The following is a 19,214-nucleotide window of genomic DNA, read 5'->3' on the forward strand; positions in this document are numbered from 1 at the left end:
GCCCCGGGGTTCACCGGGGCGCCGGCCCCGCCCGGAGCACCGGTCCCGCCCGGAGCCCCGCAGGTCCCGCACCATGCCCCGCCGCCGCCGCGGGACACGACCGGACACGTGCCACTTCCCCCCGGCGACACCGTCGGCATGCCGAGCGCTCCGCCCGCCGCGGGCACGTACGACACGACGACCACCACGCTCGCGGTCCTGCTCATCGGCCCGGCGGGCGCGGGCAAGACGAGCGTCGCCAAGTACTGGGCGGACCACCGCCGGGTGCCCACGGCCCACATCAGCCTCGACGACGTACGCGAATGGGTCCGCTCGGGCTTCGCCGACCCGCAGTCGGGGTGGAACGACAGCTCGGAGGCGCAGTACCGTCTCGCCCGCCGCACCTGCGGCTTCGCCGCCCGCAACTTCCTGGCCAACGGCATCTCCTGCATCCTCGACGACGCCGTCTTTCCGGACCGCCCGGTCGTCGGCCTCGGCGGCTGGAAGCGGCATGTCGGGCCCGGGCTGCTGCCGGTCGTGCTGCTGCCCGGCCTGGAGATTGTCCTGGAGCGCAACGCCGAGCGCACGGGCAACCGCCGCCTCACCGACGAGGAGGTCGCCCGCATCCACGGCCGTATGGCCGGCTGGTACGGCTCAGGCCTCCCGATCATCGACAACTCCCAGCTGGACGTACCGTCCACGGCACGCCTCCTGGACGACGTACTGTCCCGCTCCATCGCGAGCCCGCCGCAGTGGTAGAAGGCGCGTAGACGCCGTCTGGGGGCCGTAGGCCCCGAAGGGGCGAGGGGAACTGCGTGACCGGTCCAGAACAACCCGCAGCCCCCGGACGGCATCGCGGGGCCGCCCCGACCCGGGGGCCCGGGGGCGCGGCCCCAGGAGGAAGCCGCGTCGGGACACCGTCACGGGTGGCCCCGACCCCGCACCCGCCCTGAGCGGGGCGCAAGGCCACCCCCGACCGGCCCCACTGAACCGGCAGGATCCGCCGACCGCTCATAGGCTCGGCACATGTCAGAGGTGTACGCGGCCCGCCGGGCCCGGCTACGGGAGCGCTGCTACGCGGCCGGCAGTGCGAGCGCGCTCGTCAGCCGCCGGGTCAACGTGCGGTATCTCGCGGGGGTGGCACCGCGGGACGCCGTTCTGCTGCTGGGCCGGGAGGAGGACCTGCTGCTGTGCGGTGCCCCACTCACCGGGCGTGACGCCGAGGCCCACCTCGACGAGGCCCTGCGGGTGCACCCGCTGCCGGGCGCGGGCGGCGACACCGCGGTGGCCGCCGCCGACCTCGCCGCGGCCCAGGGCGCCGACTCCCTCGCGGTCGAGGAGCACCACCTCACCGTCGCCCGCCACCGGGCCATCCGCTCGGTGGCGCCCCGGCTGCTCCTCGCCGATCTGGACCGTTCCGTCGAGCAGCTGCGCCTCGTCAAGGACGAGGAGGAGATCTCCTGCATGCGGGTCGGCGCGGAGATCGCCGACCAGGCGCTGGGCGAGCTGCTGGAGTCGATCCTCGTCGGCCGCACCGAGCGCCATCTCGCCCTGGAACTGGAGCGCCGTCTCATCGACCACGGCGCCGACGGCCCGGCCTTCGCGACCTCCGTCGCCACCGGCCCCAACGCCGGCCGCCGCGGCCATCACCCCACCGACCGCCGGGTCGAGGAGGGCGACTTCCTCTCCGTCTGCCTCGGCGCGACGTACCGCGGCTACCGCTGCGAGATCGGCCGCACCTTCGTCATCGGCACGTCTCCCGCCGACTGGCAGATCGAGCTGTACGACCTGGTCTTCGCCGCTCAGCGGGCGGGACGCCAGGCACTGCTGCCGGGCACGGCCTACCGCGACGTGGACCGCGCGGGCCGCCAGATGCTGGACTCGGCCGGCTATACGGAAGGCCTGCCGCCGCTGATGGGGCACGGGATCGGACTCGAAATCGACGAGGACCCGCAGTTGGCTCCCGCGGCCATGGGTAAACTGGACGCTTGCGTGCCGGTCACCGTCGAACCCGGGGTCCACCTCCCGGGCCGGGGCGGCGTCCGGATCGATGACACGCTCGTCGTCCGCCCCGAGGCGGACGGCGGACCCGAGCTACTCACCATCACGACCAAGGAGCTGCTCGCGCTCTAGCGCGTGTCCCCTGGTCGTCACGTCAGTCCAGGAGATTCCGCAACCGTGGCTTCCACGAACGACCTCAAGAACGGCATGGTGCTCAAGCTCGACGCTGGCCAGCTCTGGTCCGTCGTCGAGTTCCAGCACGTCAAGCCCGGCAAGGGCCCGGCCTTCGTGCGCACCAAGCTCAAGAACGTGCTCTCCGGCAAGGTCGTCGACAAGACCTTCAACGCCGGCGTCAAGGTCGAAACGGCCACTGTCGACAAGCGCGACATGCAGTTCTCGTACATGGACGGCGAGTACTTCGTCTTCATGGACATGGAGACCTACGACCAGCTCATGGTCGACCGCAAGGCCGTCGGCGACGCCGCCAACTTCCTGATCGAGGGCTTCACCGCCACCGTCGCGCAGCACGAGGGCGAGGTGCTCTTCGTCGAGCTGCCCGCCGCCGTCGAGCTCGTCATCCAGGAGACCGAGCCGGGCGTCCAGGGCGACCGCTCCACCGGTGGCACCAAGCCCGCCACCCTGGAGACCGGCCACCAGATCCAGGTTCCGCTCTTCATCACGACCGGCGAGAAGATCAAGGTCGACACCCGCACGAGCGACTACCTCGGCCGGGTGAACAGCTAACCGTGGCTGCCCGTAACACGGCCCGTAAGCGTGCCTTCCAGATCCTCTTCGAGGGCGACCAGCGCGGGGCCGACGTCCTGACGGTCCTCGCGGACTGGATCCGGCATTCCCGGACCGACACCCGGCAGCCGCCGGTGAGCGAGTACACGATGCAGCTGGTCGAGGGGTACGCGAAGCGCGTGGCCCGGATCGACGAGCTGATCGCGCAGTACGCGGTCGGCTGGACGCTCGACAGGATGCCGGTCGTGGACCGTAACATCCTGCGTCTCGGCGCGTACGAACTGATCTGGGTCGACGAGACTCCGGATGCCGTCGTGCTGGACGAGATGGTGCAGCTGGCGAAGGAGTTCTCGACGGATGAGTCTCCCGCGTTCGTGAACGGTCTGCTGGGGCGCCTCAAGGATCTCAAGCCGTCGTTGCGCCGCGAGTAGAGCGCCGTGGGGGCTCGGCGCGTGGTCGGCCGCGGGTCTTCTGCGGCTGATCGCGCCCACGCGGCGGAGCCGCATGCCGTCACAGCCCCGCGCCCCTCAGGGGGCACACAGCGCCCCGCACGAAAACCGCCGGGGTGGCCGGAACCTTTTGGTTCCGGCCACCCCGGCGGCACGTTTCTGCTGGGAGCCCGGGGCTCTCAGCTCTCGTCGTGCGAGACCGCGCGGCGCGCGTCCGCGTCGAGGACGCCCCAGCTGATCAGCTGCTCGGTGAGGACCGAGGGGGACTGGTCGTAGATGACGGCGAGTGTGCGCAGGTCGTCCTGGCGGATCGACAGCACCTTGCCGTTGTAGTCACCGCGCTGGGACTGGATCGTCGCCGCGTACCTCTGTAGGGGACCGGCCTTCTCGGCCGGCACATGGGCCAGGCGCTCCAGGTCCAGGACGAGCTTCGGCGGCGGCTCGGCGGCGCCACCGGGAGTGGTGCCCGGCAGCAGCTCCTGTACCGGAACCCCGTAGAAATCCGCCAGTTCGGCGAGGCGCTGCACGGTGACGGCGCGGTCGCCGCGCTCGTACGAACCGACCACGACCGCCTTCCAGCGTCCCTGGGACTTCTCCTCGACACCGTGGAGGGAAAGGCCCTGCTGGGTGCGGATGGCCCGGAGCTTGGCCCCGAGCTGTTTGGCGTATTCGCTGGACATATAGCTCCCGGACGCTGTGTCGACGTGCGGGTGGTGCCGCACGGCTGGTGACTCACTGTGAGGTTACGCAGCGTTACTCTCCCCCGTCAAGCCGAATGGTCCGGACCGACTCTTCGGTGGTAAACGCCCCTCGGTTACTCCAGGGGTGTGATCAGGGCCGTTGTCGAGACCTGCTACCGTTGATGGCGCAATTCCGACGTCCTTTAAGGTCCGTCCCGTGAGACGGAGAAGGAGGTCCGTTTCGTATGGACACACAAGCGTCCGATGCGAGGCCCGTGCTCGAGGGCCCCGACATCGCGCGGGTACTGACCCGCATCGCCCACGAGATCGTCGAGCGCGCCAAGGGCGCCGACGACGTGGTGCTCCTCGGTATTCCGACCAGAGGCGTCTTCCTCGCCCAGCGGCTCGCCGCCAAGCTGGAGGAGATCACCGACCGCAAGATCCCGGTCGGCTCGCTCGACATCACGATGTACCGCGACGACCTGCGCCTGCAGCCGCCGCGTGCGCTGGCCCGCACCGAGATCCCCGGTGACGGTGTCGACGGCCGCCTCGTCGTCCTCGTCGACGACGTGCTCTTCTCCGGGCGCACCATCCGCGCCGCCCTCGACGCGCTGAGCGACATCGGGCGCCCGCGCGCCGTGCAGCTCGCGGTCCTCGTCGACCGCGGCCACCGCGAACTGCCCATCCGCGCCGACTACGTCGGCAAGAACCTGCCCACGTCGCTGCGGGAGACGGTCAAGGTCCAGCTCGCCGAGGAGGACGGCCGGGACACCGTCCTGCTCGGTGCGAAGCGGACCGCGACGGGCGCCCAGCACTAGCACTCCGGCGTACGGCACTGCCGTACGCCTGCGCAGTGCGCCGTCCGCGCGCCCGCCTGCCCGGCCGCGCCCTTCCAGCGTGGCCCTGCCTCCCGACCTGAACTGCCTTACGGAGCCTGACAGATGCAGCGCCATCTCATCTCGGCCGCCGACCTCACCCGTGACGACGCCGTCCTGATCCTCGACACCGCCGAGGAGATGGCCCGGGTCGCGGACCGGCCGATCAAGAAACTGCCGACCCTGCGCGGCCGTACGATCGTCAACCTCTTCTTCGAGGACTCCACCCGCACCCGGATCTCCTTCGAGGCCGCCGAGAAGCGCCTCTCCGCCGACGTCATCAACTTCTCCGCCAAGGGGTCGTCGGTGTCGAAGGGCGAGTCGCTCAAGGACACCGCGCAGACCCTCGAAGCCATGGGTGTCGACGCCGTCGTCATCCGGCACGGCGCCTCCGGAGCCCCGTACCGGCTGGCCAACTCCGGCTGGATCGACGCCGCCGTGATCAACGCGGGCGACGGCACCCACCAGCACCCCACCCAGGCCCTGCTCGACGCCTTCACCATGCGCCGCCGGCTCGTCGGCCGGGACGCGGGCCTCGGCCAGGACCTCGACGGCAAGCGGATCACGATCGTCGGCGACATCCTGCACGGCCGCGTCGCCCGCTCCAACGTCGACCTGCTGCACACCCTCGGCGCCGAGGTCACCCTCGTCGCCCCGCCCACCCTGCTGCCCGTCGGTGTCGAGACCTGGCCCTGCGAGGTGTCCTACGACCTCGACTCGACCCTGCCCAAGTCCGACGCGGTGATGATGCTGCGCGTCCAGCGCGAGCGGATGAACGCCGCGTTCTTCCCCACCGAGCGCGAGTACTCACGGCGCTACGGCCTCGACGGGGACCGTATGGCGAGGATGCCCGAGCACGCCATCGTGATGCACCCCGGCCCCATGGTGCGCGGTATGGAGATCACCGCCGAGGTCGCCGACTCCGAGCGCTGCACCGCCATCGAGCAGGTCGCCAACGGCGTGTCCATCCGCATGGCCGTCCTCTACCTGCTGCTCGGCGGCAACGAGCCCGCCGTCTCCCACCCCCGCAACACCGAGGAGAAGTAACACCGATGAGCAAGATCCTGATCCGTGGTGCGAAGGTGCTGGGCGGCGAGCCGCAGGACGTGCTGATCGACGGCCAGACCATCGCCGAGGTGGGTGCCGGACTGTCCGCCGAGGGCGCGGAGGTCGTCGAGGCCGGGGGCAAGGTGCTGCTGCCGGGCCTTGTCGACCTGCACACCCATCTGCGCGAGCCGGGGCGCGAGGACTCCGAGACCGTGCTCACCGGTACGCGGGCGGCGGCGAGCGGCGGCTACACGGCCGTGTTCGCCATGGCCAACACCTTCCCGGTGGCCGACACCGCCGGTGTCGTCGAGCAGGTCTGGCGACTGGGCCGGGAGCACGGCTACTGCGACGTCCAGCCCGTCGGCGCCGTCACCGTCGGCCTGGAGGGCAGGAAGCTCGCCGAGCTGGGCGCCATGCACGAGTCGGCGGCGGGGGTCACCGTCTTCTCCGACGACGGCAAGTGCGTGGACGACGCCGTGATCATGCGCCGGGCCCTGGAGTACGTGAAGGCCTTCGGCGGTGTCGTCGCCCAGCACGCGCAGGAGCCGCGGCTGACCGAGGGCGCCCAGATGAACGAGGGTGTCGTCTCGGCGGAGCTGGGGCTGGGCGGCTGGCCGGCGGTCGCCGAGGAGTCGATCATCGCCAGGGACGTCCTGCTCGCCGAGCACGTCGGCTCGCGCGTGCACATCTGCCACCTGTCGACCGCCGGGTCCGTCGAGATCGTGCGCTGGGCCAAGTCCCGCGGCATCGACGTCACCGCCGAGGTCACCCCGCACCACCTGCTCCTCACCGACGAGCTGGTGCGGACGTACAACCCGGTCTACAAGGTCAACCCGCCGCTGCGCACCGAGCGCGACGTGCTGGCCCTGCGCGAGGCGCTCGCCGACGGCACGATCGACATCGTCGCCACCGACCACGCCCCGCACCCCCACGAGGACAAGGACTGCGAGTGGGCCGCGGCCGCCATGGGCATGGTCGGCCTGGAGACCGCCCTGTCGGTGGTCCAGGAGACGATGGTCGAGACCGGGTTGCTCGACTGGGCGGGCGTCGCGGACCGTATGTCGTCCAAGCCCGCGAAGATCGGCCGGGCCGCGGGCCACGGCCGTCCCGTCTCGGCAGGTGAGCCCGCCAACCTCACGCTCGTCGACACGGCATACCGTGGGTCCGTGGACCCCGCGGGCTTCGCCTCGCGCAGCCGCAACACCCCGTACGAGGGCCGCGAGCTGCCGGGCCGTGTCACGCACACATGGCTCCGGGGCAAGGCCACGCTCGTCGACGGGAAGCTCACGTGACACCACTCATCTCGATTGCCGCCGAACAGAAGTCGGCCGAAGTGACCGACTGGGCCGCCCGTGTCGGCTGGGTGGTCGGACTCGCCCTCTTCGTCGCCCTCGTCTACTGGCTGATGCGTGAGGGCTGGAAGTGGCGCGGCACGCTCCAGGGCGACCTGCCCGAGCTGCACACCACGCCGGAGGACCCGGGTGAGGCCAGGCTGACGATGAGCGGCCGCTACCACGGCTCCACCACCGCCGGGCAGTGGCTGGACCGCATCGTCGCCCACGGCCTGGGCACCCGCAGCCGGGCCGAGCTCACCCTGACGGACGCGGGCCTGGACGTCGTACGCCCCGGAGCGGCCGACTTCTTCGTCCCGGCCGCCGCGCTGCGCGAGGCCCGCCTCGACAAGGGCATCGCCGGCAAGGTCCTCACCGAGGGCGGCCTGCTCGTCGTCACCTGGGCGCACGGCGACCGGCTGATCGACTCCGGGTTCCGCTCCGACCACGCGGCCGAGCACAACGAGTGGGTCGAAGCCATCAACTCCATGAACATGACCACCACCACGGAAGGCGCCGAACGATGACGACCTCCACCAAGGGAACCGCGAAGGCTCCCGCCGTACTCGTCCTGGAGGACGGCCGGGTCTTCCGCGGCCGGGCTTACGGGGCCGTGGGGGTGACCTTCGGCGAGGCCGTGTTCTCCACCGGTATGACCGGCTACCAGGAGACCCTCACCGACCCGTCGTACCACCGCCAGGTCGTCGTGATGACCGCCCCGCACGTCGGCAACACCGGCGTCAACGACGAGGACCCCGAGTCGAAGCGGATCTGGGTCGCCGGATACGTCGTACGCGACCCCGCGCGCGTGCCGTCCAACTGGCGCGCCCGGCGCTCGCTCGACGAGGAGCTCCGCACCCAGGGCGTCGTCGGCATCAGCGGCATCGACACCCGTGCGCTCACCCGCCACCTGCGCGAGCGCGGCGCCATGCGCGTCGGCATCTTCTCCGGCAGCGCGCTGCCGGACGAGGACACCATGCTCGCCGAGGTGCGCCAGGCCCCCGAGATGAAGGGCGCCGACCTGTCCGCCGAGGTCGCCACCAAGAAGACGTACGTCGTCCCGGCGATCGGCGAGAAGAAGTTCACCGTCGCCGCGGTCGACCTCGGCATCAAGGGCATGACCCCGCACCGCATGGCCGAGCGCGGCATCGAGGTGCACGTGCTCCCGGCGACGGCGACCGCCGAGGAAGTGTTCGCCGTGAACCCGGACGGCGTGTTCTTCTCCAACGGCCCGGGCGACCCGGCCACCGCCGACCACCCGGTCTCCGTGATGCAGGCGGTCCTGGAGCGCGGCACCCCGCTCTTCGGTATCTGCTTCGGCAACCAGATCCTGGGACGCGCGCTCGGCTTCGGGACGTACAAGCTGAAGTACGGCCACCGCGGTATCAACCAGCCGGTGCAGGACCGTACGACCGGGAAGGTCGAGGTCACCGCGCACAACCACGGCTTCGCCGTCGACGCCCCGCTCGACAAGGTCTCCGACACCCCCTACGGCCGCGCCGAGGTCTCCCACGTCTGCCTCAACGACAACGTCGTGGAGGGTCTCCAGCTCCTCGACAAGCCGGCCTTCAGCGTCCAGTACCACCCCGAAGCGGCAGCGGGTCCGCACGACGCCGCCTACCTGTTCGACCGCTTCGTATCCCTGATGGAGGGCCAGCGTGCCTAAGCGCACCGATATCCAGTCCGTCCTGGTCATCGGCTCCGGCCCGATCGTCATCGGCCAGGCCGCCGAGTTCGACTACTCCGGCACCCAGGCGTGCCGCGTCCTGAAGGCCGAGGGCCTCAGGGTCGTCCTCGTCAACTCCAACCCGGCGACGATCATGACCGACCCGGAGATCGCCGACGCCACGTACGTCGAGCCGATCACCCCGGAGTTCGTCGAGAAGATCATCGCCAAGGAGCGGCCGGACGCGCTGCTGCCCACCCTGGGCGGCCAGACGGCCCTCAACACGGCGATCTCGCTGCACGAGGCGGGCACGCTGGAGAAGTACGGCGTCGAGCTGATCGGCGCCAATGTCGAGGCCATCAACAAGGGTGAGGACCGCGACCTCTTCAAGGAGGTCGTGGAGGCCGTCCGCGCCAAGATCGGGCACGGCGAGTCCGCCCGCTCGGTCATCTGCCACTCCATGGACGACGTGCTGAACGGCGTCGAGACGCTCGGCGGCTACCCCGTCGTCGTCCGCCCCTCCTTCACCATGGGCGGCGCCGGTTCAGGCTTCGCGCACGACGAGGAGGAGCTCCGCCGCATCGCGGGCACGGGTCTCACGCTCTCCCCGACCACCGAGGTGCTCCTGGAGGAGTCCATCCTCGGCTGGAAGGAGTACGAGCTGGAGCTGATGCGCGACAAGCACGACAACGTCGTGGTCGTCTGCTCCATCGAGAACTTCGACCCCATGGGCGTCCACACCGGTGACTCGATCACGGTCGCGCCCGCGATGACGCTCACCGACCGCGAGTACCAGATCCTGCGGGACATCGGCATCGCGGTCATCCGCGAGGTCGGCGTCGACACCGGCGGCTGCAACATCCAGTTCGCCGTGAACCCGGACGACGGCCGCGTCATCGTCATCGAGATGAACCCGCGCGTGTCCCGGTCCTCGGCCCTCGCCTCCAAGGCGACCGGCTTCCCGATCGCCAAGATCGCGGCCAAGCTCGCCGTCGGCTACACGCTCGACGAGATCCCGAACGACATCACCGAGCAGACCCCGGCCTCCTTCGAGCCGACGCTCGACTACGTGGTCGTGAAGGCCCCGCGGTTCGCCTTCGAGAAGTTCCCGCAGGCCGACTCCACGCTGACCACCACCATGAAGTCGGTCGGCGAGGCCATGGCCATCGGCCGCAACTTCACCGAGGCGCTGCAGAAGGCGCTGCGGTCGCTGGAGAAGAAGGGCAGCCAGTTCACGTTCGTCGGCGAGCCCGGCGACAAGGCGGAGCTGCTGAGGGAGGCCGTACGGCCCACCGACGGCCGGATCAACTCCGTCATGCAGGCCATCCGCGCGGGCGCCACGCCCGAGGAGGTCTTCGAGGCCACGAAGATCGACCCGTGGTTCGTCGACCAGCTCTTCCTGATCAAGGAGATCGCGGACGAGCTGGCCGCCGCCGAGCGTCTTGATGTCGAACTGCTCGCCGAGGCCAAGCGGCACGGCTTCTCCGACCAGCAGATCGGCGAGATCCGCGGACTGCGCGAGGACGTCGTGCGCGAGGTCCGGCACGCGCTGGGCGTGCGCCCGGTGTACAAGACCGTCGACACCTGCGCCGCCGAGTTCGCCGCGAGGACGCCGTACTTCTACTCCTCGTACGACGAGGAGACGGAGGTCGCGTCCCGCGAGAAGCCGGCCGTCATCATCCTGGGCTCCGGCCCGAACCGCATCGGCCAGGGCATCGAGTTCGACTACTCCTGCGTCCACGCCTCCTTCGCGCTGAGCGACGCGGGCTACGAGACCGTGATGGTCAACTGCAACCCGGAGACCGTCTCCACGGACTACGACACCTCCGACCGGCTGTACTTCGAGCCGCTCACCCTGGAGGACGTGCTGGAGATCGTCCACGCCGAGTCGCTGGCCGGCCCGATCGCGGGCGTCGTCGTCCAGCTCGGCGGCCAGACCCCGCTGGGCCTGTCGCAGGCGCTCAAGGACAACGGCGTGCCCGTCGTGGGCACTTCCCCGGAGGCCATCCACGCCGCCGAGGACCGCGGAGCCTTCGGGCAGGTGCTGGCCGAGGCGGGACTCCCGGCGCCGAAGCACGGCACGGCGACGACCTTCGCGGGCGCCAAGGCCATCGCCGACGAGATCGGCTACCCGGTCCTCGTCCGGCCGTCGTACGTGCTCGGCGGGCGCGGCATGGAGATCGTGTACGACGAGGTGCGCCTGGAGGCGTACATCGCCGAGTCGACCGAGATCAGCCCGTCCCGGCCCGTCCTGGTCGACCGGTTCCTCGACGACGCGATCGAGATCGACGTGGACGCCCTGTACGACGGCGAGGAGCTGTACCTGGGCGGCGTCATGGAGCACATCGAGGAGGCCGGTATCCACTCCGGCGACTCCGCGTGCGCCCTGCCCCCGATCACGCTCGGCGGCTTCGACATCAAGCGGCTGCGGGCCTCGACGGAGGCCATCGCCAAGGGTGTCGGCGTCCGTGGCCTGATCAACATCCAGTTCGCGATGGCGGGCGACATCCTGTACGTCCTGGAGGCCAACCCGCGTGCCTCGCGCACCGTCCCCTTCACCTCGAAGGCGACGGCCGTGCCGCTGGCCAAGGCGGCGGCACGGATATCGCTGGGCGCGACGATCGCCGAGCTCCGGGCGGAGGGCCTGCTGCCGGCGAACGGCGACGGCGGCACCCTGCCCCTCGACGCGCCGATCTCCGTCAAGGAGGCCGTCATGCCGTGGTCGCGCTTCCGCGACATCCACGGGCGCGGAGTGGACACGGTGCTGGGCCCGGAGATGCGCTCCACGGGCGAGGTCATGGGCATCGACTCGGTCTTCGGCACGGCGTACGCCAAGTCGCAGGCCGGCGCGTACGGCCCGCTGCCCACCAAGGGCCGCGCGTTCATCTCGGTCGCCAACCGCGACAAGCGCTCGGTGATCTTCCCGGCGCGTGAACTGGTCGCCCACGGCTTCGAGTTGCTCGCCACGGCCGGCACCGCCGAGGTGCTCAAGCGCAACGGCATCAACACCACCGTGGTGCGCAAGCACTCCGACGGCGAGGGCCCGAACGGCGAGCGGACCATCGTCCAGCTCATCCATGACGGCGAGGTCGACCTCATCGTCAACACCCCGTACGGCACCGGCGGCCGCCTCGACGGCTACGACATCCGTACGGCGGCGGTGGCACGCTCCGTGCCGTGCCTGACGACGGTCCAGGCACTCGCCGCGGCCGTCCAGGGCATCGACGCCCTCAACCACGGTGACGTGGGCGTGCGTTCACTCCAGGAACACGCGGAACACCTGACCGCGGCCCGCGACTAGCAGCCCTGAGGGGGACACCGGAAACGGTGTCCCCCTCTTCGTGAGGACACACTGATGTACAAGCTTTTCTTCCGTCTGGTTTTCAAGCGGATGGATCCTGAGCGGGCGCACCACCTCGCCTTCCGCTGGATCCTGCTCGCGGTCCGTATCCCGGTGCTCCGCACGTTCGTCGCGGCCGCGCTCGCGCCCCGCCACAAAGAGCTGCGGACGGAGGCCTTCGGGCTCCGTATGCACGGGCCGTTCGGGCTGGCCGCCGGCTTCGACAAGAACGCGGTGGCCATCGACGGCATGTCCATGCTCGGCTTCGACCATGTCGAGATCGGCACGGTGACGGGGGAGCCGCAGCCCGGCAATCCGAAACAGCGGCTGTTCCGGCTGGTGAAGGACCGGGCGCTGATCAACCGCATGGGCTTCAACAACGAGGGCTCCCTGGTCGTCGCCGCGCGGCTGGCCTCGCGGGAGCCCGTCTTCAGGACCACCGTGGGCGTCAACATCGGCAAGACCAAGGTCGTCCCGGAGAGCGAGGCCGTCGGGGACTACGTGAAGTCCACCGAGCGACTCGCCCCGTACGCCGACTACCTCGTGGTGAACGTCTCCTCGCCCAACACTCCCGGACTGCGCGACCTCCAGGCCACGGAGGCGCTGCGCCCCCTCCTGAGCGCCGTCCGCGAGGCCGCCGACCGTACGGTCACCGACCGCCGGGTCCCGCTGCTGGTGAAGATCGCCCCCGACCTCGCCGACGAGGACGTCGACGCGGTCGCCGACCTCGCCGTGGAGCTGGGCCTGGACGGCATCATCGCCACCAACACCACCATCGCGCGCGAGGGGCTGGGGCTGGCATCGGAACCCGCCCTCGTGAAGGAGACCGGAGGCCTCTCCGGGGCACCGGTGAAGGCGCGCTCCCTCGACGTCCTGCGCCGCCTGTACGCCCGTGTGGGCGACCGGATCACCCTCGTGGGGGTCGGGGGCATCGAGAACGCCGAGGACGCCTGGGAGCGCATCCTGGCCGGCGCCACCCTGGTGCAGGGCTACAGCGCCTTCGTCTACGAGGGCCCCTTCTGGAGCCGCGCTGTCCACAAGGGCCTCGCCGCACGCCTCCGTACCAGCCCGTACGCCACCCTCGCCGACGCGGTCGGCGCCGATGTCAGGAAGGCAAGGAAGACGGCATGAGTGGTCTGGAACCCTTCGGCGCGCGCCTGCGCCGGGCCATGGACGAGCGTGGCCCCCTGTGCGTCGGTATCGACCCGCACGCGTCCCTGCTCGCCGACTGGGGCCTGAACGACGACGTGGCCGGACTCGAGCGGTTCAGCCGCACCGTCATCGAGGCGCTGGCCGGCCGGGTGGCCGTCCTGAAGCCGCAGAGCGCGTTCTTCGAGCGCTTCGGGTCGCGCGGCGTCGCCGTGCTGGAGAAGTCGGTCGAGGAGGCGCGGGCCGCCGGCGCCCTGGTCGTGATGGACGCCAAGCGCGGTGACATCGGCTCGACCATGGCCGCGTACGCGGAGGCCTTCCTGCACAAGGACGCGCCGCTCTTCTCGGACGCCCTGACCGTGTCGCCGTACCTCGGCTACGGGTCCCTGAAGCCGGCCGTGGAGCTGGCGCGCGAGAGCGGGGCGGGCCTGTTCGTGCTGGCGCTGACCTCCAACCCGGAGGGCCGCGAGGTGCAGCACGCGGTCCGCGCCGAGGATCCGGCGGGCCGGAACGTCGGAGCTGCCGTGCTGGCGCACCTCGCGGCCGAGAACGCGGGGGAGTCGCCCATGGGGTCCTTCGGCGCGGTCGTGGGAGCGACGCTGGGCGACCTTTCGTCGTACGACCTGGAGATCAACGGACCGCTCCTGGCGCCCGGGATCGGCGCTCAGGGCGCCACTCCGGCGGACCTGCCGGGCGTCTTCGGGCCGGCCGTACGCCATGTGGTCCCGAACGTCAGCAGGGGGGTCCTGCGCCACGGGCCGGACCTCACCGCGCTGCGCGCCTCCGCGGAGCGTTTCGCGGCGGAGATCGGAGCCGCCGTGGCGGCCGCCTGAGTCATCCGATGAGTGCTCCGGAAGGGCCTCTCGGAGGGCTGGAGTCCGGGCTTGAGTCTGAATACAGTCTCAAATCCGGGGCGTTATGCCGCTTATGCCCGACCCCAGGGAGGCTGACCAGGACTTTTCCTCTGTTCTCGCTGACTCCGGCGCACTTGACCGCTAGTCTCCGACCAGTGGGGGCGCCTCCCGCGCCCCTCAAGGCAGTGGGGGAGAACCGGGCAAGCGTGTTGCTCGTGGCTCCCCAGGTGTGGGGCGACTAGGTTCCTCACCGGTCCGTATCCGACAGTTCGACATCCGAGGTGACGTAGGCGTGGCTCTTCCGCCCCTTACCCCTGAACAGCGCGCAGCCGCGCTCGAAAAGGCCGCCGCGGCTCGCCGGGAGCGGGCCGAGGTCAAGAATCGACTCAAGCACTCCGGCGCCTCCCTGCACGAGGTCATCAAGCAGGGCCAGGAGAACGACGTCATCGGCAAGATGAAGGTCTCCGCCCTCCTTGAGTCCCTGCCTGGCGTGGGCAAGGTCCGCGCCAAGCAGATCATGGAGCGACTCGGCATCTCCGAGAGCCGCCGTGTGCGTGGTCTCGGTTCCAACCAGATCGCCTCCCTGGAGCGCGAGTTCGGCAGCACCGGCTCCTGAGTCCCGGGCATCCCGGGATTGCTGGAATAATCGCTGCATGAGTGAACGTCCGCGGCTGACCGTGCTCTCCGGCCCCTCCGGGGTCGGCAAGAGCACGGTCGTCGCCCATATGCGCAAGGAACACCCCGAGGTCTGGCTCTCGGTGTCGGCGACGACCCGCAAGCCCCGCCCCGGTGAGCAGCATGGAGTCCACTACTTCTTCGTCACCGACGACGAGATGGACAAGCTGATCGCCAACGGCGAGCTGCTCGAGTGGGCGGAGTTCGCCGGCAATCGCTACGGGACCCCGCGGCACGCGGTGATCGAACGCCTGGAGGCGGGTGAGCCCGTGCTCCTGGAGATCGACCTCCAGGGCGCCCGGCAGGTCCGGGAGTCCATGCCCGAGGCGCAGCTGGTGTTCCTGGCTCCTCCCTCCTGGGAGGAGCTCGTGCGCAGACTCACCGGGCGGGGCACCGAACCGCCCGAGGTGATCGAGCGCCGCCTGGAGGCGGCCAAGGTCGAACTCGCGGCCGAGCCCGAGTTCGACGTCACCCTGGTCAACACCTCCGTCGAGGACGTGGCGCGTGAGCTGCTAGCCTTGATGGACGTTGTGTGATCGTGACGATCACAGTCGACGATCACAGTCACTGAATCTTTCCCATCCATCGGAAGGTAGAGCGTGTCCTCTTCCATCTCCGCGCCCGAGGGCATCATCAACCCGCCGATCGACGAGCTCCTCGAGGCCACCGACTCGAAGTACAGCCTCGTGATCTACGCGGCCAAGCGTGCCCGCCAGATCAACGCGTACTACTCGCAGCTCGGAGAGGGTCTTCTCGAGTACGTCGGTCCGCTCGTCGACACCCACGTCCACGAGAAGCCGCTCTCGATCGCCCTGCGCGAGATCAACGCGGGTCTGCTGACGTCCGAGGCCATCGAGGGCCCGGCGCAGTAGTGTTTCCAGCCTTCGGCTGACTTCTCCACGGGCCCGGCAGCGCGACTGCCGGGCCCGTGGTGTGCTCGGGGGTGCGGGGCCGGTCCCCGCGGCGACGTGGTGGTGATGCAGCATGGACGCGTACGCCGGTGAACCGCGGCGTACCGGTGTCGAGTGCGGGGAGGCCCGGTGGGCAAGCCGAAGGTCGTTCTGGGGGTCAGCGGCGGGATCGCCGCCTACAAGGCGTGCGAGCTGCTGCGCCGGCTGACCGAGTCCGGGCATGACGTGCGGGTCGTCCCCACCGCCTCCGCGCTGCACTTCGTCGGCGCCGCCACCTGGTCGGCCCTCTCCGGGAACCCCGTCTCCACCGAGGTGTGGGACGACGTCCACGAGGTCCCGCACGTCCGCATCGGCCAGCAGGCCGACCTCGTCGTCGTGGCCCCGGCCACCGCCGACACCCTCGCGAAGGCGGCCCACGGACTGGCCGACGACCTGCTCACGAACACACTGCTCACCGCCCGCTGCCCGGTGGTCTTCGCCCCGGCCATGCACACCGAGATGTGGGAGCACCCGGCCACCCGGGAGAACGTGGCGACGCTGCGCCGCCGCGGTGCCGTGGTCATCGAGCCCGCCGTCGGCCGGCTGACCGGGGTGGACACCGGCAAGGGGCGGCTGCCCGACCCCGCCGAGATCTTCGAGGTCTGTCGCAGGGTGCTCGCGCGCGGGGTGACCGAGCCCGATCTGGCGGGCCGCCATGTGGTCGTCAGCGCGGGAGGCACCCGCGAGCCGCTCGACCCGGTCCGCTTCCTCGGCAACCGCTCCTCCGGCAAGCAGGGGTACGCCCTGGCCCGTACGGCCGCCGCCCGGGGCGCCCGGGTCACACTGGTCGCCGCCAACACCGGGCTGCCCGACCCGGCGGGCGTGGACGTCGTTCGGGTCGGGACCGCGGTCCAGCTGCGGGAAGCGGTCCTCAAGGCCGCCCCGGACGCGGACGCCGTGGTGATGGCGGCCGCGGTGGCGGACTTCCGCCCGGAGGTGTACGCCACCGGGAAGATCAAGAAGAAGGACGGCCGGGAGCCCGACCCGATCGTCCTGGTCCGCAACCCGGACATCCTCGCGGAGATATCGGCCGACCGCCCCCGCCCCGCCCAGGTGATCGTCGGCTTCGCCGCGGAGACGGACGACGTCCTCGCCAACGGGCGTACCAAGCTCCGGAGCAAGGGCTGCGATCTGCTCGTGGTGAACGAGGTGGGGGAGCGCAAGACGTTCGGCTCTGAGGAGAACGAGGCCGTGGTACTCGGAGCCGACGGCAGTGAGACCCCGGTGCCGTACGGACCGAAGGAAGCGCTGGCCGAAACCGTGTGGGACCTTGTGGCGGCCCGTCTGACCTGAGGTTCCTTCCGCCTCAAGGTTCCCCCGAATTCCGCATATTGGCGCGTGGCGCCCCTGGCGAACAGCGATCGGCTGTGGGCAGAATGCAGGTGCCGCAGGTCACAGCGCTCCCGAGAGGCGAGACACGTGGGCCCGCGGTCGAGCGCGACCGATAAACTGTTCTCGGACGTCGCCGGGCGCAGCCCCCGAACCGTCCGCCAATGATCAGCCAGCAGCCGCTGCAACCCCAGGGAGCGTTGTGTCCCGTCGCCTGTTCACCTCGGAGTCCGTGACCGAGGGCCACCCCGACAAGATCGCCGACCAGATCAGCGACACCATTCTCGACGCGCTTCTGCGCGAGGACCCGACCTCCCGGGTCGCGGTCGAGACCCTGATCACGACCGGCCTGGTGCACGTGGCCGGCGAGGTCACGACCAAGACCTACGCGGACATCGCGACGCTCGTCCGCAACAAGGTCCTCGAGATCGGCTACGACTCGTCGAAGAAGGGCTTCGACGGCGCTTCCTGCGGTGTGTCGGTGTCGATCGGCTCGCAGTCCCCGGACATCGCGCAGGGTGTGGACACGGCGTACGAGAGCCGTGTCGAGGGCGCCTCCCGAAGGGAAGAGGCTGACGAGCTGGACCGGCAGGGTGCGGGCGACCAGGGGCTGATGTTCGGCTATGCGACGGACGAGACGCCGACGCTCATGCCGCTGCCGATCTTCCTGGCGCACCGTCTGTCGAAGCGCCTGTCCGAGGTGCGCAAGAACGGGACGATCCCCTACCTGCGTCCGGACGGCAAGACGCAGGTCACCATCGAGTACGACGGTGACAAGGCGGTCCGCCTGGACACGGTCGTCGTCTCCTCCCAGCACGCGAGCGACATCGACCTGGACTCGCTCCTCGCCCCCGACATCCGCGAGTTCGTGGTGGAGCCGGAGCTGAAGGCGCTGCTGGACGACGGGATCAAGCTGGACACCGAGGGCTACCGCCTGCTGGTCAACCCGACCGGCCGCTTCGAGATCGGCGGCCCGATGGGTGACGCGGGCCTGACCGGCCGCAAGATCATCATTGACACGTACGGCGGTATGGCCCGCCACGGCGGCGGCGCCTTCTCCGGCAAGGACCCGTCCAAGGTGGACCGCTCGGCGGCGTACGCGACGCGCTGGGTCGCGAAGAACGTGGTCGCCGCAGGCCTGGCCTCCCGCTGCGAGGTCCAGGTCGCGTACGCCATCGGCAAGGCCGAGCCCGTCGGTCTGTTCGTGGAGACCTTCGGCACCGCCAAGGTCGACACCGAGAAGATCGAGAAGGCGATCGACGAGGTCTTCGACCTCCGCCCTGCCGCGATCATCCGCGACCTCGACCTGCTCCGCCCGATCTACGCCCAGACGGCCGCCTACGGCCACTTCGGCCGGGAACTCCCCGACTTCACGTGGGAGCGCACGGACCGCGTGGACGCGCTGCGGAAGGCTGTTGGGCTGTAAGATCTTCACGGCTCTTCGTGAGGCCCGGTGTCCCGGTGGGGCGCCGGGCCTCGCTGTGTCAGGAGTCCCGTGTCGCGGGCGACCGGATCGGGTGTGGGAATTGGCTGGCGGCCGGGGCCAGTGGATTCGTACGCTGGTGATCTCTCCCGGTGCGCAGGCCGCGGCTACTTCGGTGGAGCGCGCTCTTGGGCGTGCTGTGAAACCAGCTGTGCATGTGCCGCTGCCGGACTGATCTCGGGAGTGCCGGCGCCGGGGCGCCCGGTGCGAAGGCGACGGATACTTCGGGGCCGTGAGCCCCTCACGGGTTCGAATCCCGTCCCCGCCGTGGGCGGGGTGGCCGAAGGCAGAGGCGAGCCGTCACCGGTCGGGAACTCGGGCGTGCGGCGCTGTCAGTGCGGTTTGGTAAGAATGCAGGCGTGAGCAGCGAGAACGGGCAGGGGAACGGCGGCAGCGCGCAGGGCGCGGGGCCGGAGCAGCTCGCGCTCATCCGGGAGGCCGTACGGAAGAACAAGGCCCCCAAGGCCAAGCCGCGGACGTGGCGAGGGGCCGCTCTGGCGAAGGAGTTGCCCGTCGCGCGGGTCCTGGTGGACAAGGGTGTGCTGCATCTCGACCGGTACTTCGACTACGCCGTGCCCGAGGAGCTGGACGCCGACGCCCAGCCCGGGGTGCGGGTCCGGGTGAGGTTCGGGGCCGGAGGGCGGAACGTCCGGGAGGGACGG

General features: G+C 70.4%; 19 protein-coding genes. 18 read left to right on the plus strand and 1 reads right to left on the minus strand.

The annotated features are described in order from the left end of the window. From FNH04_RS20700 to nusB, 4 genes are all read left to right on the plus strand, one after another. Nucleotides 1-738, plus strand: a 738-nt coding sequence (locus FNH04_RS20700) for an AAA family ATPase (protein ID WP_152786393.1), incomplete at its 5' end; no start/stop codon positions are given. A 267-nt stretch (nucleotides 739-1,005) separates the two neighbouring features. Then, on the plus strand, nucleotides 1,006-2,112 hold the full coding sequence (locus tag FNH04_RS20705) for a M24 family metallopeptidase (RefSeq protein ID WP_152786395.1): 1,107 nt from the start codon (nucleotides 1,006-1,008) through the stop codon (nucleotides 2,110-2,112). 45 nt (nucleotides 2,113-2,157) lie between these two features. Then, nucleotides 2,158-2,724: an elongation factor P gene (efp, locus tag FNH04_RS20710; RefSeq protein ID WP_322723405.1), complete on the plus strand. Its 567-nt coding sequence runs from the start codon at nucleotides 2,158-2,160 to the stop codon at nucleotides 2,722-2,724. Between the two features lie 2 nt (nucleotides 2,725-2,726). Then, nucleotides 2,727-3,155, plus strand: a complete 429-nt coding sequence (nusB, locus tag FNH04_RS20715; protein WP_322723407.1) for a transcription antitermination factor NusB — start codon at nucleotides 2,727-2,729, stop codon at nucleotides 3,153-3,155. Nucleotides 3,156-3,352: 197 nt separating this feature from the next. On the opposite strand, the gene bldD is transcribed toward nusB, so the two are convergent. Further along, nucleotides 3,353-3,853 carry a transcriptional regulator BldD gene (bldD, locus tag FNH04_RS20720; RefSeq protein ID WP_152786397.1) on the minus strand — a complete coding sequence of 167 codons (501 nt, stop codon included), beginning with the start codon at nucleotides 3,851-3,853 and terminating at the stop codon, nucleotides 3,353-3,355. A 245-nt stretch (nucleotides 3,854-4,098) separates the two neighbouring features. Between bldD and pyrR the strand changes: the two genes are divergently transcribed. The 14 genes from pyrR to FNH04_RS20790 form a co-directional block, all read left to right on the plus strand. Further along, nucleotides 4,099-4,671 (plus strand): bifunctional pyr operon transcriptional regulator/uracil phosphoribosyltransferase PyrR, encoded by a 573-nt coding sequence (gene pyrR, locus FNH04_RS20725; protein ID WP_152786399.1) that lies wholly within the window; start codon nucleotides 4,099-4,101, stop codon nucleotides 4,669-4,671. Between the two features lie 123 nt (nucleotides 4,672-4,794). Further along, on the plus strand, nucleotides 4,795-5,775 hold the full coding sequence (locus FNH04_RS20730; protein WP_152786401.1) for an aspartate carbamoyltransferase catalytic subunit: 981 nt from the start codon (nucleotides 4,795-4,797) through the stop codon (nucleotides 5,773-5,775). A 5-nt stretch (nucleotides 5,776-5,780) separates the two neighbouring features. Next, nucleotides 5,781-7,067: a dihydroorotase gene (locus FNH04_RS20735; RefSeq protein WP_152786403.1), complete on the plus strand. Its 1,287-nt coding sequence runs from the start codon at nucleotides 5,781-5,783 to the stop codon at nucleotides 7,065-7,067. Beyond that, a complete protein-coding gene (locus tag FNH04_RS20740) occupies nucleotides 7,064-7,633 on the plus strand; it encodes a PH-like domain-containing protein (RefSeq protein WP_322723409.1) in 570 nt (189 codons plus the stop codon). Before FNH04_RS20735 ends, FNH04_RS20740 begins: the two co-directional genes overlap by 4 nt. Then, complete coding sequence (gene carA / locus FNH04_RS20745; RefSeq protein ID WP_152786407.1) at nucleotides 7,630-8,772, plus strand: glutamine-hydrolyzing carbamoyl-phosphate synthase small subunit; 1,143 nt, start codon at nucleotides 7,630-7,632, stop codon at nucleotides 8,770-8,772. The genes FNH04_RS20740 and carA overlap by 4 nt, the downstream gene beginning before the upstream one ends. Beyond that, on the plus strand, nucleotides 8,765-12,073 hold the full coding sequence (gene carB, locus FNH04_RS20750) for a carbamoyl-phosphate synthase large subunit (RefSeq protein ID WP_322723410.1): 3,309 nt from the start codon (nucleotides 8,765-8,767) through the stop codon (nucleotides 12,071-12,073). Before carA ends, carB begins: the two co-directional genes overlap by 8 nt. Nucleotides 12,074-12,127: 54 nt before the next feature. Beyond that, nucleotides 12,128-13,243: a quinone-dependent dihydroorotate dehydrogenase gene (locus FNH04_RS20755; RefSeq protein WP_152786409.1), complete on the plus strand. Its 1,116-nt coding sequence runs from the start codon at nucleotides 12,128-12,130 to the stop codon at nucleotides 13,241-13,243. Next, nucleotides 13,240-14,094, plus strand: a complete 855-nt coding sequence (gene pyrF / locus FNH04_RS20760; protein ID WP_194236752.1) for an orotidine-5'-phosphate decarboxylase — start codon at nucleotides 13,240-13,242, stop codon at nucleotides 14,092-14,094. Before FNH04_RS20755 ends, pyrF begins: the two co-directional genes overlap by 4 nt. Nucleotides 14,095-14,407: 313 nt before the next feature. Continuing rightward, a complete protein-coding gene (locus FNH04_RS20765) occupies nucleotides 14,408-14,731 on the plus strand; it encodes an integration host factor (protein ID WP_003977346.1) in 324 nt (107 codons plus the stop codon). Between the two features lie 37 nt (nucleotides 14,732-14,768). Beyond that, the gene (gene gmk, locus FNH04_RS20770; RefSeq protein ID WP_152786411.1) at nucleotides 14,769-15,326 is read left to right on the plus strand and encodes a guanylate kinase; all 558 of its coding nucleotides are present in this window, start codon (nucleotides 14,769-14,771) and stop codon (nucleotides 15,324-15,326) included. 63 nt (nucleotides 15,327-15,389) lie between these two features. Then, nucleotides 15,390-15,662: a DNA-directed RNA polymerase subunit omega gene (gene rpoZ / locus FNH04_RS20775; protein ID WP_003977348.1), complete on the plus strand. Its 273-nt coding sequence runs from the start codon at nucleotides 15,390-15,392 to the stop codon at nucleotides 15,660-15,662. A gap of 168 nt (nucleotides 15,663-15,830) precedes the next feature. Then, nucleotides 15,831-17,033, plus strand: a complete 1,203-nt coding sequence (coaBC, locus tag FNH04_RS20780) for a bifunctional phosphopantothenoylcysteine decarboxylase/phosphopantothenate--cysteine ligase CoaBC (RefSeq protein WP_322723412.1) — start codon at nucleotides 15,831-15,833, stop codon at nucleotides 17,031-17,033. Nucleotides 17,034-17,271: 238 nt separating this feature from the next. Next, nucleotides 17,272-18,495, plus strand: coding sequence for a methionine adenosyltransferase (gene metK / locus FNH04_RS20785; protein WP_322723414.1), 1,224 nt, complete (start codon nucleotides 17,272-17,274; stop codon nucleotides 18,493-18,495). Between the two features lie 416 nt (nucleotides 18,496-18,911). After that, nucleotides 18,912-19,214: primosomal protein N' family DNA-binding protein (locus FNH04_RS20790; protein ID WP_456154875.1), on the plus strand; the 303-nt coding region annotated here is incomplete at its 3' end.

The sequence above is a fragment of the Streptomyces phyllanthi genome (assembly GCF_009377205.1).
Classification (GTDB): Bacteria; Actinomycetota; Actinomycetes; order Streptomycetales; family Streptomycetaceae; genus Streptomyces; species Streptomyces phyllanthi.

Excerpts from the sequence above, each read along its gene's own strand:
- FNH04_RS20705 (WP_152786395.1), top strand. The coding sequence starts at position 1,006 with ATGTCAGAGGTGTACGCGGCCCGCCGGGCCCGGCTACGGGAGCGCTGC.
- FNH04_RS20735 (WP_152786403.1), top strand. The coding sequence starts at position 5,781 with ATGAGCAAGATCCTGATCCGTGGTGCGAAGGTGCTGGGCGGCGAGCCG.
- carA (WP_152786407.1), top strand. The coding sequence starts at position 7,630 with ATGACGACCTCCACCAAGGGAACCGCGAAGGCTCCCGCCGTACTCGTC.
- pyrR (WP_152786399.1), top strand. The coding sequence starts at position 4,099 with ATGGACACACAAGCGTCCGATGCGAGGCCCGTGCTCGAGGGCCCCGAC.
- pyrF (WP_194236752.1), top strand. The coding sequence starts at position 13,240 with ATGAGTGGTCTGGAACCCTTCGGCGCGCGCCTGCGCCGGGCCATGGAC.
- bldD (WP_152786397.1), bottom strand. The coding sequence starts at position 3,853 with ATGTCCAGCGAATACGCCAAACAGCTCGGGGCCAAGCTCCGGGCCATC.
- gmk (WP_152786411.1), top strand. The coding sequence starts at position 14,769 with ATGAGTGAACGTCCGCGGCTGACCGTGCTCTCCGGCCCCTCCGGGGTC.
- FNH04_RS20755 (WP_152786409.1), top strand. The coding sequence starts at position 12,128 with ATGTACAAGCTTTTCTTCCGTCTGGTTTTCAAGCGGATGGATCCTGAG.
- FNH04_RS20730 (WP_152786401.1), top strand. The coding sequence starts at position 4,795 with ATGCAGCGCCATCTCATCTCGGCCGCCGACCTCACCCGTGACGACGCC.